We start from the raw sequence: 14,090 nt of genomic DNA on the forward strand, positions 1-14,090 counted from the left end.
CGCTTCTACTCCAACGCAATCCCGGTGCCAACTCCTGCGTGCGGCTATGCCCCGGTCATTGTTAAGGGCCGCGGTTTGTACGGGGCCGCGGCTAGCCTCCCGCCTTGCCGTCGGCCTTGCCGCTCGGCGGGTCGATCCAGCCGACATTGCCGTCGGCGCGGCGGTAGATGATGTTCACCCGGCCGCTGGAGCCATGCTGGAACACCAGACAGGGCGCCCCCGTGAGGTCGAGTTCCATGACGGCTTCGCTGACCGAAAGCTGCTTCAGCGAGGTGGTGGCCTCGGCGATGATCACGGGGTTGTAGCCGGTGACTTCATCGTCGTCCTCGCCCTCGCCAGGGGCCTCCAGCACGTAAGCCGTGGCATCGAGGGCGGCCAGCGCCGCAGAGGCGACATGGGCCTTGCGGGCGGAACGATCCTTGAGCCGGCTCTTGTAGCGCTTGAGCCGCTTCTCGATCATCAGGAGCGCCTGGTCGGCGCTGGCATAGGCGTCCGGCGCGTTCGAATCGGCCTCCAGCGTAATGCCGGAATCGAGATGCAGCGCACAGTCGGTGCGAAAGCCGAAGCCGTCCTTGGACAGCGTGATGTGGCCGGAATAATTGCCGTCGAAATATTTGCGCAGGACCTCTTCAGTCCGGTCGGCAACGCGGCCGCGCAGGGCCTCGCCGACACTGACGCTCTTGCCCGAAATCCGAAGAGTCATGTGATGCCTCGCTTGGTTTGATTGCCCAAGATGCGATGACGCGTCATCGCATCTTAGGTCATTCCCTGCGCATGATCTTGCCGGAAAACCGCCGAACATTTTTCCGGATCATGCGCGTGCTTGGATCGGTCGCGACAGGGGAGGTGAGAGTAGCGCGATTTCGCACCAGCGCAATCAGGCCGGCTCGGTGTTGCGGGAGCGATCGGACAGTGCGGTGGAAAGGACGTTACCAAGAGCGCTCTGCTTGTCGCGGCGGCGTTGCACCGAGGACGGAATGCGCATGGCTTCGCGGTACTTCGCGACCGTGCGGCGGGCAATATCAATTCCCGAGGCGCGCAAGCGTTCCACGATGGTATCATCCGACAGGATCGCCGCGGGTTCTTCCGAATCGATCAGCTGCTTGATGTGGTGACGCACGGCTTCGGCGGAGTGCGCCTCGCCGCCGTCGGCCGAGGCGATCGACGCCGTGAAGAAATATTTCAACTCGAATGTGCCGCGATTTGTCGCCATGTATTTGTTGGCGGTGACGCGCGACACCGTGGATTCATGCATCTGGATGGCGTCGGCAACCGCCTTCAGATTCAGCGGCCGCAGATGGGCCACGCCATGGGTGAAGAAGCCGTCCTGCTGGCGCACGATCTCGGTCGCAACTTTCAGGATGGTGCGGGCGCGCTGGTCGAGCGCGCGCACCAGCCAGGTCGCGTTCTGCAATGCATCCGTGAAATAGGACTTGTCGCCGTCCTTGCCGATCTTTTTCGACAGCTCGGAGTAATAGGTCTGGTTCACCAGCACGCGCGGCAAGGTGTCGCTGTTGAGCTCGACATGCCAGCCGCCGTCCGGACCCGGGCGGACATAGACGTCGGGCACCATGGTCTGCAAACGGGCCGAGCCGAACTTCATGCCGGGCTTGGGATTGAGCCGGCGGATCTCGCCGATCATGTCGGCGATGTCCTCGTCGTCGACGCCGCAGAGCTTGCGCAGGCTCACGATGTCGCGCTTGGCGAGGAGATCGAGATGCTCGACCAGGGCCTGCATCGCGGGATCGTAGCGGTCGAGCTCGCGCAGCTGGATCGCCAGGCATTCGCTCAAATTGCGCGCGCAGACGCCGGGCGGATCGAATTTTTGCAGCACGGCAAGGACGTCCTCGACATCCTCTTGCGTTGCGCCAAGCCGCTCGGCGGCCTGGCCGAGATCGGGCGGCAGATAGCCGGCTTCGTCGACGAGGTCGATCAGGTATTGCCCGATCATGCGCTGCGCCGCGCCGGTGAAGGCCACCGAGAGCTGCTCGGCGAGATGATCGCCGAGCGTCATCTCCGCGGCGACGAAAGCCTCGAGATTGTAGTCCTCGTCGGAGGAAGCACCGCCGCCCCATTCGGTGTAGGTGGTCGGCGCGACGTCCTGGGCGTTGCGCGCGGCGGTCTCGGCCGGCTCCTCGGAGAAGACGTTGTCGAGGCCCGTGTCGAGGGTCTGCTCGATCTCGGCGCGGGTGCCGAGATCCTTGCTCATCCATTCTTCCTGGCCGGGCTCGAAGGCCTCGCCGCTGCCGCCAAAGCCGTCACTATCGCCATGACCATCGCCATGTTCATCGCCATGATCATCGCTTTGGCTGCCCGAATTCTCGTCATCATGGTCGCTGAACTGGCCGCCCTCGGCCGGAGCTTCGCCGCCGGAGGCCTCGTCATTGGCCCGCTCCAGCAGGGGATTACGCTCGAGTTCCTCCTCCACGAAGGTCGTGAGATCGAGATTGGACAATTGCAGCAGCTTGATCGCCTGCATCAGCTGCGGCGTCATGACCAGCGACTGCGATTGCCGGAACTCTAATCTCTGCGTCAGCGCCATCTAACAAGAACCGTTCCCGAAAATTGGTCCGATTCTTGCTTATCTCAGTCGTGGCCCGATGTACACGCCTTGACGGATTGGAAAAAAGGGCTAGAGGCGGAATTCCTCGCCCAAGTAAAGCCGCCGAACGTCGGGATCCGCGACGATCTCGTCCGGGCTGCCCTCGGTCAGGATTTCACCGGCATAGACGATATAGGCGCGATCGGTGAGGCCGAGCGTCTCGCGGACATTGTGGTCGGTGATCAGGACGCCGATGCCGCGATTGGTGAGGTGGCGAACCAAGTCCTGAATGTCGCCGACCGCGATCGGATCGATGCCGGCGAACGGCTCGTCGAGCAGCATGTAGTTCGGGCGCGTCGCCAGCGCGCGCGCGATCTCGACGCGGCGGCGCTCGCCGCCTGACAGCGCGATCGACGGCGATTTGCGCAGGCGGGTGATGTTGAACTCGTCGAGCAGCGAATCGAGCTGCTGCTCGCGCTTCTTGCGCGAGGGCTCGACCACTTCGAGCACGGCACGGATGTTCTGCTCGACGGTGAGGCCGCGGAAGATCGAGGCTTCCTGCGGCAGATAGCCGATGCCGAGCCGCGCGCGCTGGTACATCGGCAGCTTGGTGACGTCGTGGCCGTCGAGCTCGATCGCGCCGCGATCGGCCTTGATCAGGCCGGTGATCATGTAGAACACGGTGGTCTTGCCGGCGCCGTTCGGGCCGAGCAGGCCGACCGCTTCGCCGCGGCGCACATAGATGCTGACGCCGCGCACGACCTGGCGGCTGCCGAAACTCTTTTCCACGCTATGCACAGCCAGGAAGCCGGGACGGCGCAGCAGCTGCGCCCCGCCGGCGCCGTTCGGCTTCGCGGCGCTCCTGGTGGGGTGAACCGCGCGCGGCGGCTCGGTTTGGTAGTCGGCCTGATAGTCGTCTTGATATTCGCTCTGGAACTGGCCGGGCGCATGCATCGGCTGGTCACGGGCGATCGGCGGGGCGTCCCGCACCGGGCTGGTCACGAGACCCCCGACGCTGTCCCCGAGCGCGGTGATGTCGCGCGCAAATCCTGGCCGGCCGGGTTTGGCGGGGCGCCGACGGAACATGCTGAAGAGATCGACCATCCCCGCCTTCCAGCCTTTCGCGGTTTCTTGCGCGGTTTCTTGCGCGGTTAGTGCGCGGCGTTTGCGCAGCGTTCGCGCGATCTGCCGCGCCGGCCCTTCGATTCGCCGACGCAGCATGAATGAAGGGATGTCTCATGCCCAGTGAAACACGCCCGAAAAGCGGCGGACCCCGCTTCGAAAGCCCTGCGCGCTAGATACAGTCTCGCGGAGCAGGCTTCAACCTCGGATCGGCCGTGTCTGATCCAAGCCATTGATCCTACTCTTGGAAATTACTCTTGGAAATTATTCTTGGAACTCACTTCCAGAATTTACTTTTTGCCAACACCGGGCAGTTGCAGCGGCGAGCCCGCGCCTGGCTTGGCTGGAGCGGCCGGACTGCCAGATCCGCAATCATTGCCCGCGCCCTGCGGGAGCAGAACCTGAACTCGGCCGCTGTCGGACTCCACGCGAGATACGCCGGTCGTCATGTCGACTTTCAGCCGGTCGCCGCGCATCACATTCTTGCATTGCGTCATGACCACCTGGCCCGAGCCGCCGCCAAACATGGTGATGAGGTTCGTCTTCGTGTCAAAGACGGCGGTCTCGCCTGTGACCACCTGGTCCTTCTGGGTGACCACCACATTGCCATGGGCCTCCAGCCGCTTAATCGAGGAGCTGCCGCCCGGACCCGGCGTCGCCGACTGTATCGGCGCGCCGGTGCTGCTGTTCTTCGCGCCCTTCGCCGCGGGCTGCGGCGTTGCCGGCTTGTCGCCGCCGCCCGACTCGTAGAACACCACCAGCGTCTTCGAGGTCATGGTGGTGTCGCCCTGGACGACCTTCACATTGCCGGAGAAGGTCGCCTCCTTTTTCTTGTCGCGCATCTCTAGCGAGGCGGCCTCGATCTGGATCGGCTGATCGCGATTCTGCGAAAAGCCCTGCATCGCGTTGTTGGGCGCACTCGCCGAGCTCTGCGCGCGCGCCGCATCGGCTGCGATCAAGAGGCCCAGGGCCAGCGCGGCCGCACTGATGATGGCGCTGCGCTTGTACTCGTTGCGCGGGAAAAACCAGGTCATGAAAATCATCTTGAATTGGCAGACTTGTTCTGAGGCGTGCGTGTCTTTGCGGGCGGCGCAGGCTCGGCCGGCGCCGGCTGAGCGGCCGCGGGATCGTCCAGCTTGTCCAGATGCATCACCACATTGCCCTCGAAGCGGATGACGTCGCCGCCGTCGGTGATGCGCAGCCGGTCGGCAGTCAACGTGCCGTTGGTCAGCTTGACGTCGACGCGTTCGTCCGAGGAGACCGTGCCCTTGCCCATGTCGACGAAGGCCGAGTTCAGCCGCGCTTCATAGCCGGTCGAGGTGCGCAGGAAGATGTCCTTGTGCAGGTCGAGCTGCTGCTGCTTGTTGTCGAAGCGGCCGGTGCGGGCATCGAGGAACAGGGTGGATTGATCCTCCATCAGCACCTTCGCGCGCAGATCGGCGAGATCGACATGATCGGGGTCGGTGATGTCCTGCGTTGCAGTCTTGGCCCAGAGCTCGTAGGGCCGCTGGTCCGGGGTGAAGCCGGACATATGCGGCGTCTCCATCGTGATCTTGGTTCCTGTTACCACGAGGTTGCCGGAGTCGAGCTTGATCGGGATCTGGAACGGATTGAGGAAGGTCGAGACGGCGACGATCGCAGCCATGGACGCGGCCACCGTCGCCGGCACCGCGATGCGCAGAATCCGCACCAGGCGGCTGTGGCGCGCCGCGCTGGCAAACTTCGCCGCAAGCGCGGCGTCGTAGGTGGGAATCCGGGCCGAATTCACTGCTGCTCCAGCGTGTCGCTCGCTCTGTCCGGTTGAAGGGCGCCGCATTGTACCCGGCCCCGCCGCAATACGCAGCCGGCGACAGGCCGCTACGAAAGTGTCCGAAACGGGGCGGTTAGCCCCAGCCTATGATGTGACGGGGTTGAGCTCGAAGCGATCTCGGCCATCAGCAGCGCTCTCTGTCCAGCGGATGGATGGGTAACAAAACAGACCGGATGGATAGGTAACAATCGTTCATGGTTTGGTCGGCTGCGGCGCTGCGCTAGCGCAGCGCCGCAGCCTGCGTGTTTTCTGGTCGATGATGCCGATCGGTATGTGGAAGAAGCGCACTTGCCATTGCCCATCGGCGGCCTCCTCGACGGCAACGGCCTCACCAATGAGAGCGCTGGAGATGTGAATGAGTTCGCCGCGCCACTTGATCTCGCCGTTGGAGCGGACCTGGCGCACCGCGGCTTCGGCTGGATAATCCGGCTCCGGAAGCCGCCTCGGCATCGCACGAGACGAAGGCTGATAGACGCTGGCAGGTGGGCGCTGGCCAAGTGACTCGTGCGGTCGTTCTTCGTTGTAGTCGCGCACGAATGCCGCGAAGCGACGAGCCTGCGCGGCCTGGGTCGGCGGCGGCGGCTGCATGGCCTCCAGAAGCGTGAGGTGAAAACGCTCGTGGCGGCCGTTCTGCTGTGGATGGCCGGGATCAATCCGTTCATGGCGGATGCCAAGCTTGATCCACCATACCGACAGTGCCGTCAGGCCCGTGGTTCCGGTCGAGGCGAACGGCGAGCCGTTGTCGGAGCGGATGATCTGCGGCAAGCCGTACTCGCGAAACGCCCGCTCCAGCAGCGGTTGGCACTCGGCATGTTGCGTGCTGCCCGTCGCCGCCAGGCTAATCAAATAGCGGCTGAAGCCATCGGTCACCGTGAACGGTTCAACGCGAGATCCGTCGCCCAGGCGGATCCAGCCCTTGTGATCGAGCGCCCATACATGGTTGGCATGCTGAGGCACCGTCAGTTGCCCCATGCGCGGCGGCGCACGCCGCCGGGTCCGACGGTTGCTCACCAGTCCCGCCCGTTTGAGAATCCCGCCCGCCGTCGAGGCCGACGGCCAATCGACGTCCCCTTGGCGAGCCTCAAGTTTGCTGACGATCTTGCGCGGTCCCCAGCTCGGCCGCTCAAGCCGCAGCCCCACAATCGCATCCACGATGTGCTGTGGTGTCGCCCGTCCATGAACCCGCGCGGCATGGGAGCGATCCGCCAGCCCGGCAGGTCCTTCCAACCGGTAGCGCTCCAGCCACTTATAACCGGTCTTGCGGCTAATCTCGTAGCGCTCGCAAAGCTCCGTCATCGTCCACAAGCCGGTTCGCTGATCCGAGATGAAGCGAACTCGTTCGTCCATTGTACAGCTCTCCCGCCAAGGCATCGGCTGATCCTCCCAGCCGACAGAGAACTGTCACCCATCCATCCGGTCTACTCTGTTACCTATCTATCCGGTCTGGACATCTCGCCGTTCCCTCCCCCTTGTGGGGGAGGGGCGGGGAGGGGGGTACCACACGGGGATTCTTTCGATCGCGCACCCGCTCTTAGCGCATCATCACAACCGGCACCTTTTGCTGGGCTACCCCCCTCCCTAGCCCTCCACCCACAAGAGGGGAGGGAACGCACTTTTGTCGCAGCACTAGCCGCATCTCATTCCGTCAGACTCTGGCCGTCACGCGCGGTCTCAGGAATGCGCAAAAATGTCCTCTTCGGCCCAGCCTTCGAGGTCGAGCAAAGCGCGGGTCGGCAGGAAGTCGAAACAGGCCTTTGCCAGCTGGGTGCGGCCTTCCCGGACCAGCATGGCATCGAGCCGCTCGCGCAAGGCATGCAGATGCAGCACGTCGGAGGCGGCGTAGGCGAGCTGCGGCTCGGACAGGCTGTCGGAGCCCCAGTCGCTGGATTGCTGCTGCTTGGAGAGGTCGATGTTGAGCACCTCGCGGACGAGATCCTTGAGGCCGTGGCGGTCGGTGTAGGTGCGGGTCAGACGGGAGGCGATCTTGGTGCAGTAGATCGGCCCGGTCATGACGCCGAAGGTCTGGAACAACACCGCGACGTCGAACCGCGCAAAGTGGAAAATTTTGGTGATGGCCGGATTGGCCAGCAGCGCCTTCAGGTTCGGCGCGTCGGTATGGCCCTTGGGGATCTGCACCACATCGGCGCTGCCGTCGCCGGGCGAGAGCTGCACCACGCAGAGCCGGTCGCGGTGCGGGTTCAGGCCCATGGTCTCGGTATCGATCGCCACCGCTGTGGTGTAGCGCGTGAGGTCGGGCAGGTCGCCGCGGTGCAGGCGTACGGTCATGGCGGGTCAAAACCTCGGGGCGAATCGGTCTGTCGGGATCATAGGCTAATCGGATGGCCCGCGATGTAGCCACTGGCGGCGGCCCGCGCAAGCGGGCTGTCAGATCGCCGCCAGCATGATGCAGATCATCGCGGCCACCGTGATGCGGCTGGGACCGTCGCGGAACGCGTAGATGATCGGATCGTCGGGCATCTCGCGGCGATGCGCCATCATCAAGGCGCGGCCGAACCAGTACAGCAGCAGCGGGTTGAGCAGCCACAGCATCCACGGACGGCTGTAGAGCGGCGTCACCGCAGAGGAGGACACGTAGAGCGAGAACACCGTCACCGCATTCATCGCGCTCGCCGCCGCCATCGCGCCGATGACGTGCAGGTCGGTGATCCGGTAGTCGCGGTTGGAGGGATCGGCAAGGCCCGCGCTCTCGCGCATGCTGAGCTCGCTGAAGCGTTTGATCAGCGCAAGCGAAGTGAACACGAATAGCGAGAAGATCAGCAGCCATTCCGACAGCACGACGCCGACGCCGACCGCGCCGGCGATGATGCGCAACGTGTAGAGGCCGGCGAGCGTGACGACGTCGACCAGCATCTTGCGCTTGAGCACGAGCGAATAGGCGATGGTGGTGACGAGATACGCTGCGAGCACGCCGAGGAACAGCGGCGAGATGCAGAGGCTGGCTGCGACCGCGAACAGCCACAGCGCAGGGATCGCCGACAGCGCGGACGAGATCGGCAAATCGCCGGACGCAAGCGCGCGATGGCGCTTGGTCGGATGCTGCCGGTCGGCGGCGAGATCGAGCAGATCGTTCATCAGATAGGCGCCGGACGCACAGGCCGAGAACGCCAGAAACGCCAGCAGCGCATGGCCGAGCGTCGCAAGATTCAGCTGATGCGCAGTGATGACGGGCACGAACACCAGCGTGTTCTTGGCGTATTGATAGACGCGCAGCGCCTTGGCCCATGTTCGCCAACCGGGGCGAGAGCCATCGCTTCGCGCGCCGATGCGCGCGATCGACGCCGGGTCGAACGGCGGCGCGCCCGCCGCGAGCTCGGACGGCGCGACCACGCCGTCAAAGCCGAGATGCGAGGCGATCGCGGCGGCATGACGCTCGAAGCGGCTCGCCGCGAGATAGACCTTCTCGCCCCGCGCGCGCGCCGCCAATGCCTGGTTCAGCACGTCGGCGTCATAGGGCAGATGGGCGTAGTCGATGTCGGCTTGCGCCAGAATATCCGTCAGCGCCGCCATGCCTGGGCGCCCGCCCGCGCCGAAGCGCGCAAGCATACGACCGGGCCTGCTGAACAGCGCTTCCATCAGCAGTTCCGAGCGCAGCAGCGCGCCTTCGAGATCGATGACGAGGGCGCGGACAGGCGCCGCGACCGGCGCCGCCCCGGATTGGTCTGAGTGCTGCCTGAGGGGCTGCTCCATGCGAAAACGCCGGACCTGAGTGATTGCCGGCCCGCGGCCGGGGAGCAGGGAAATCGACGGCGAAACCGTAATTTCCAATCGCTAAGGAGGGCTTAACTCGAACCCAGGGAGAGAGGCGTCGAGGCGTGGCCGCCGCGGTCTGTCATAGAACAATCAAGTCGGGTCGGTAGCGATGATCGCCGCGCCGTAACCCTTAACAGCGGCCAGTTCCAGTCACGACCGAGCCGAGGTTTCCTCGTCATGAGGAGCGACACTTCCCCCGACCTGCTGCAGCTGGCGCTCCGGCACTTCAATGCCGGCGAGCTGGCGCAGGCGGAATCGCTCTGTCGAAAGGCGCTGAAGCGGCAACGGGACAATCCCGACACCTGGCACCTTCTCGGCGTCATTGCCTTGCGGGCAGGACAGGCCGAACAGGCCGTGGCCCACATCAGGACCTGCACGCGGCTCGCGCCCGGAAACGCTGCGGCGCTCTGCAATCTGGGTCTCGCCCACAAGGCGCGAGGGGAACTCAGCCAGGCTGCCGCCGTGCTGGTGCAGGCCTCGCGCGCGGCACCGGACAACAGCGAAATCCTCTACAATCTCGGCAACGCCCGCGCTTCGCTGGGCGAGTTCGATACTGCCATCATCGCCTACCACCAGGCCCTGGCCCTGGAGCCGAACCGGGCGGAGTACCACAACAATCTGGGACGGGCGCTGGAGGGGGCGCGCAGGATCGGTGAAGCGGTTGAGGCCTATTCCCGAGCGCTGGCGTTGCAGCCGGCTTTCGCCGGGGCGCTGACCAATCTTGGCAATGCCTATCTTGATCTCGGCCGTCCCGCCGATGCGCTCCAGTGCCACCGGCAGGCCATTGCGCACCAGCGGGATTTCGATGCGGCCTATTCGAACCTGATATTCGCGCTCAACTTCGATCCGGCGGCCGGGCCGCACGACCACGCGCGCGAGCGGGCGCGGTTCGGCGACATCCATCGCCCGCAGCTTCCGGCCGGCGCGGTATCCGGCCGTCAGCGCGATCCGGATCGGCGGCTGCGCATCGGATATGTCAGCGCCCATTTTCGGCATCAGGCGGCCACCTACGCCTTTGCGCCGGTGATCATCCATCACGACCGGCGGGCGTTCGAGGTGATCTGCTACTCCGACACCGCGCCCGAGGACGCCCTGACGCACAAGCTCCGCGACAGCGCGAAGACGTGGCGCTCCACGGCCGACCTCTCCGACGCCAAATTGGCCGCGCTCATCAAGTCCGACCAGATCGACATCCTGGTCGATCTGGTCGGGCACATGGTCGGAAACCGGCTTGGCGTCTTCGCCGCGCGGCCTGCGCCCGTCCAGGTGACCGGCTGGGGCGAGCCGACCGGCACGGGCCTGCCCGCGATGGACTACCTCCTCGGCGATCCTGTGCTGGTCTCCGAACCGGTGCGCGCCCTGCTGCGCGAGCAGGTCATCGACCTGCCCTGCTTTCTGTGTTTCTGGACACCCGAAAGCCTGCCCGATCCGGGGCCGCCGCCGGCAGTGGCCGCAGGCCACGTCACCTTCGGCTCCTTCAACCGGCCGGCCAAGCTTTCCGATCCGGTGCTCCGGTTGTGGGCGCGTATTCTGCGCGAGGCGCCAACCTCGCGCCTGGTCCTCAAGAGCCCGCATCTGGGCGATCCGGCGCATCAGCAGCGCATCAACGCGATCTTCGGCAGCGAAGGCATTTCGCCCGACCGGCTGACGATCCTCGGCGCTTCCGACCGCGGCTCGCACATGAAGGCGTACCAGCTCATCGATGTCGCATTGGATCCGTTTCCTCATGGCGGCGGCATGACCACGCTCGATGCCACGGCCATGGGCGTCCCGGTCATCACCTGCCCAGGCCCCACGATCTCGTCCCGCCTCGCCGCCGCCTGCCTCACGGCGCTGGGCCTGACCGACTGGATCGCCACGAGCCACGAGGACTATGTGGCGCTGGCGCTCCGCAAGGCCGCGGACCTCGAGGGCCTCGCAAGCCTGCGACAATCGTTGCGGACCAGACTGAGCCGGTCGCCTGTGGGCGACGCCGCCACCTACACCCGAGCCGTGGAGGCCGCATATCGCGGCATCTGGCAACGCCACTGCGAGGCCCGGGACGGGTCATAGCACGTGCCCTGGCCTCGGCATGTCGGACTGATCGGGTACGCGGAACCAGGCGATGCGCACGCCCCGTGAAAATCAAGAAGGCGCACCCTATCTGTTGCGAGCCTGCCCCGTGCCCCCGCTCACCATGAAACGAGTGCCATGACCGAACAGACGTTAGCTGCGCCGATCGACGATCAGCGGGAGCCACCACGCGGCTTTTCGCGCTACCAGGCGCTTCTCATCGCGCTGCTGGCATTCACGCAGTTCACGATCATCCTCGACTTCATCATCATGTCGCCGCTTGGCGCCATTCTGATGCCCGCGCTCAACATCACTGCCGGGCAATTCGGCGTCGCGGTGTCGGCCTATGCGTTCAGTGCGGGATTATCGGGTGTGCTGGCCGCCGGCTTTGCCGATCGGTTCGATCGCAAGCGCCTGCTGCTGTTCTTCTATGTCGGCTTCACGCTGGGAACGCTGCTCTGCGCCGCCGCGCAGAATTACCATGTGCTGCTGCTCGGCCGGATCGTGACCGGATTGTTCGGCGGCGTGATCGGCTCGGTCGTGCTTGCCATCATCACCGATCTGTTCCCGCTGCAGCTGCGCGGCCGCGTGATGGGCTTCGTCCAGACCGCGTTCGCCGCGAGCCAGGTGCTCGGCATTCCCGCCGGCCTGTTTCTTGCCAATCACTGGAACTGGCATGTCTGCTTCGTTGCGATCGTCGGCCTGTCGATTGCGGCGATCGCGGTCATCGTCTTCGCGATGGAGCCGGTCGACGCGCATCTGAAGCTGAAGCAGGACAGAAACCCGTTCCGCCATCTGATTGCGACGGTGGGGGAGCCGCGCTACACGCTGGCCTTCGCGGTCACGACCTTGCTGGCGACCGGCGGCTACATGCTGATGCCGTTCGGCAGCGCCTTCACGGTGAATAATCTCGGCATCGATATCGTGCACCTTCCGACGATCTATCTCGTCTCCGGCCTGTTCAGCATCGTCACGGGTCCGCTGGTCGGCCGCGCCAGCGATGCCTTCGGCAAATACCCGACCTTCGTGTTCGGCTGCGTGATGACGGTCATCATGGTGCTGATCTACACCCATCTCGGCCACGTCTCGCTCACCACCGCGATCGCCGTGAACGTCCTGTTATTCGTCGGCATCTTCTCGCGCATGATCCCGTCGCAGGCGCTGATGTCGGCGATCCCCGACCAGACCCAGCGCGGCTCGTTCAGCGCGATCAGCGCCTCGCTCCAGCAGCTCTCCGGCGGCCTCGGCTCGGTGCTCGCCGCCGCGATCATTGCGCAAGAGCCGGATGGCTCGCTGCTCCATTTCGAGCGGATCGGCTACGTCGTCGTGGCGACCACGGCCGTCACGCTGGTGGCGATGTACTTTGTGCAGAAGGCAGTGGCGGAACGGGCGGGGAAGCGGGTGATGTGAGGGCGGATCGGACGGGCCGGTCTCATAGCGACCCACGCAGCAGCGATGCGGGGAATTGCCGCCCTGCTATTCTACCGACCGGAGGTCGCTCGAGGTTGGGTCCAAACCCCGCAAAATGGTGCCCAGGAAAGGATTGGGGCTCGATCCGTCAAACTGCAGCAAAAACAACAACTTGCCTCTTCACAAAGTCCGACGCTTGTACCACTGAACTGTGCTCGTGTCGACCCTGCTCTGATCGCCAAACCACACGCACTGCCGGGACAGCGAGACTGCACCTGGAGGAGCGGCTTGGGTCTAGTCTGGCATGACGACGCTCGGCTCACTTCGTCCAAACGGCCTTGGCGCCCGCACCCTTCGGAGGCTCGGCGATCCTCTCGGAATGTTCGCCGTGGAAGTCGCCGAAGACATCAAGGTGAATGCGAGGCCAACGGGATTGGCCAGCGATCCAACTTTGACGGGTACCGCCGGTTTGGATTGGCAGAGGTGCATTATCGTCGGATGCCCGCCGGTTGACTTAGATCAAAAGAGCGATTCGGGACGGCGGCAGGTCTATGTGCGAGGAGACCATCCGGGCCGCCCTATATGAGATCTTCGAGCAGGCAGCTCTCTGGCGCGCCATGCAGCCAACTGCGCGCGAGCGCGGAGGCCGCAAAGCATTTCGGGCGTCTCATCGCGACCGTCGACCAAGGGGAACGGAGGACCTTGCGCGCCGATGCCGAAGTCTGAGAGGCCGATGCGGACAAGCAGGCCACCGCGACCTGGTGAAAGCGGTGGGCTTCGGATTCGAGCCCGCTTCGGCGTCCGACTTCGCCGCTCGTTTCATCGCCGAACGCACGGGCGGCGTCGGAACGGTTCAACCTTAGCCGTGGCCCTATCGAACCGTAAGAAGGCATCCGAGCGACGGCCAAATACTCTAACGCGGATGGGCGCGCACCCGAACACGCAGCCGACGATCCGCTTTTCCGACTGCATCTCGCTGGCCCGCATTGCGCTGGAGAACGTATAGCGTGATCCGTTCCGATGGTCGCACCAATCCAGATGGGCATCTATCTGCGAGACTGTCAGGTTGTTGGTTTCGTGGAATGCCTCAAGCAAGGGTATCGGAGCCGAATCATCGCCGCCCAAAAGAAGTGGAACGGCTCGTAGAGCCAGAATTGCTTGGTGGCTGTCCTAATCGTTCCCGATTCGCTTCGGTGTCTTCGAGTAAATTACCTCCGTCGAAACTCCACATTCTAGTTTCGTCTTCCTGATCGAAATCCTAACGATGAAGATCGCTCTCATAGCGGCGGAGGGCCTGACGGATTGCGTCTGGCGCCGCGGCAGCATGGCTTGTCTGACCTGCAACGTGAGCCGTCGGATCTGGAGCGCCAAACAAAATCACGT

The 14,090-nt window shown here is 64.5% G+C and carries 11 protein-coding genes and 1 pseudogene; 3 read left to right on the plus strand and 9 right to left on the minus strand.

Annotated elements, in window-relative coordinates:
- Positions 1–91 precede the first annotated feature (91 nt).
- The 8 genes from hpf to JJB99_RS00530 all read right to left on the minus strand — a co-directional run bounded on the left by hpf (position 92) and on the right by JJB99_RS00530 (position 9,182).
- A complete protein-coding gene (hpf, locus tag JJB99_RS00495; protein WP_200496893.1) occupies positions 92–703 on the minus strand; it encodes a ribosome hibernation-promoting factor, HPF/YfiA family in 612 nt (203 codons plus the stop codon).
- A gap of 174 nt (positions 704–877) precedes the next feature.
- Positions 878–2,542: an RNA polymerase factor sigma-54 gene (gene rpoN, locus JJB99_RS00500; protein WP_200496894.1), complete on the minus strand. Its 1,665-nt coding sequence runs from the start codon at positions 2,540–2,542 to the stop codon at positions 878–880.
- Positions 2,543–2,632: 90 nt separating this feature from the next.
- Positions 2,633–3,646: an LPS export ABC transporter ATP-binding protein gene (lptB, locus tag JJB99_RS00505; RefSeq protein ID WP_200496895.1), complete on the minus strand. Its 1,014-nt coding sequence runs from the start codon at positions 3,644–3,646 to the stop codon at positions 2,633–2,635.
- A 308-nt stretch (positions 3,647–3,954) separates the two neighbouring features.
- Positions 3,955–4,707: an LptA/OstA family protein gene (locus tag JJB99_RS00510; RefSeq protein ID WP_433995745.1), complete on the minus strand. Its 753-nt coding sequence runs from the start codon at positions 4,705–4,707 to the stop codon at positions 3,955–3,957.
- A complete protein-coding gene (gene lptC, locus JJB99_RS00515) occupies positions 4,704–5,432 on the minus strand; it encodes an LPS export ABC transporter periplasmic protein LptC (protein WP_200496897.1) in 729 nt (242 codons plus the stop codon). The genes JJB99_RS00510 and lptC overlap by 4 nt, the downstream gene beginning before the upstream one ends.
- Before the next feature lie 234 nt (positions 5,433–5,666).
- Entirely contained in the window at positions 5,667–6,821 is a 1,155-nt protein-coding gene (locus JJB99_RS00520; RefSeq protein WP_200493737.1) for an IS481 family transposase, read from the minus strand.
- A 324-nt stretch (positions 6,822–7,145) separates the two neighbouring features.
- Complete coding sequence (locus JJB99_RS00525) at positions 7,146–7,760, minus strand: ribonuclease D (protein ID WP_200496898.1); 615 nt, start codon at positions 7,758–7,760, stop codon at positions 7,146–7,148.
- Between the two features lie 99 nt (positions 7,761–7,859).
- Positions 7,860–9,182: a UbiA family prenyltransferase gene (locus tag JJB99_RS00530; protein WP_200496899.1), complete on the minus strand. Its 1,323-nt coding sequence runs from the start codon at positions 9,180–9,182 to the stop codon at positions 7,860–7,862.
- A gap of 240 nt (positions 9,183–9,422) precedes the next feature.
- Here JJB99_RS00530 and JJB99_RS36860 point away from each other — a divergent pair.
- The 3 genes and pseudogenes from JJB99_RS36860 to JJB99_RS00540 all read left to right on the plus strand — a co-directional run.
- Positions 9,423–9,593: pseudogene (locus tag JJB99_RS36860) on the plus strand (tetratricopeptide repeat protein); the annotation flags it as partial.
- Positions 9,594–9,707: 114 nt separating this feature from the next.
- Positions 9,708–11,297, plus strand: coding sequence for a tetratricopeptide repeat protein (locus JJB99_RS00535; protein WP_246775108.1), 1,590 nt, complete (start codon positions 9,708–9,710; stop codon positions 11,295–11,297).
- 138 nt (positions 11,298–11,435) lie between these two features.
- Entirely contained in the window at positions 11,436–12,707 is a 1,272-nt protein-coding gene (locus JJB99_RS00540; protein WP_200496901.1) for an MFS transporter, read from the plus strand.
- Between the two features lie 819 nt (positions 12,708–13,526).
- Here JJB99_RS00540 and JJB99_RS36865 read toward each other — a convergent pair.
- Positions 13,527–13,832: an arginase family protein gene (locus JJB99_RS36865; RefSeq protein WP_200496902.1), complete on the minus strand. Its 306-nt coding sequence runs from the start codon at positions 13,830–13,832 to the stop codon at positions 13,527–13,529.
- Between the last annotated feature and the right edge of the window lie 258 nt (positions 13,833–14,090).

Origin of the sequence: Bradyrhizobium diazoefficiens (assembly GCF_016616235.1) — a bacterium.
GTDB classification, from domain to species: domain Bacteria; phylum Pseudomonadota; class Alphaproteobacteria; order Rhizobiales; family Xanthobacteraceae; genus Bradyrhizobium; species Bradyrhizobium diazoefficiens_H.

What these genes read in the sequence shown, in the direction of transcription:
- JJB99_RS00510 (WP_433995745.1), bottom strand. Translation starts at nt 4,707, where the DNA reads ATGATTTTCATGACCTGGTTTTTCCCGCGCAACGAGTACAAGCGCAGC.
- rpoN (WP_200496894.1), bottom strand. Translation starts at nt 2,542, where the DNA reads ATGGCGCTGACGCAGAGATTAGAGTTCCGGCAATCGCAGTCGCTGGTC.
- lptB (WP_200496895.1), bottom strand. Translation starts at nt 3,646, where the DNA reads ATGGTCGATCTCTTCAGCATGTTCCGTCGGCGCCCCGCCAAACCCGGC.
- JJB99_RS00540 (WP_200496901.1), top strand. Translation starts at nt 11,436, where the DNA reads ATGACCGAACAGACGTTAGCTGCGCCGATCGACGATCAGCGGGAGCCA.
- hpf (WP_200496893.1), bottom strand. Translation starts at nt 703, where the DNA reads ATGACTCTTCGGATTTCGGGCAAGAGCGTCAGTGTCGGCGAGGCCCTG.
- JJB99_RS00525 (WP_200496898.1), bottom strand. Translation starts at nt 7,760, where the DNA reads ATGACCGTACGCCTGCACCGCGGCGACCTGCCCGACCTCACGCGCTAC.
- JJB99_RS00520 (WP_200493737.1), bottom strand. Translation starts at nt 6,821, where the DNA reads ATGGACGAACGAGTTCGCTTCATCTCGGATCAGCGAACCGGCTTGTGG.
- JJB99_RS00530 (WP_200496899.1), bottom strand. Translation starts at nt 9,182, where the DNA reads ATGGAGCAGCCCCTCAGGCAGCACTCAGACCAATCCGGGGCGGCGCCG.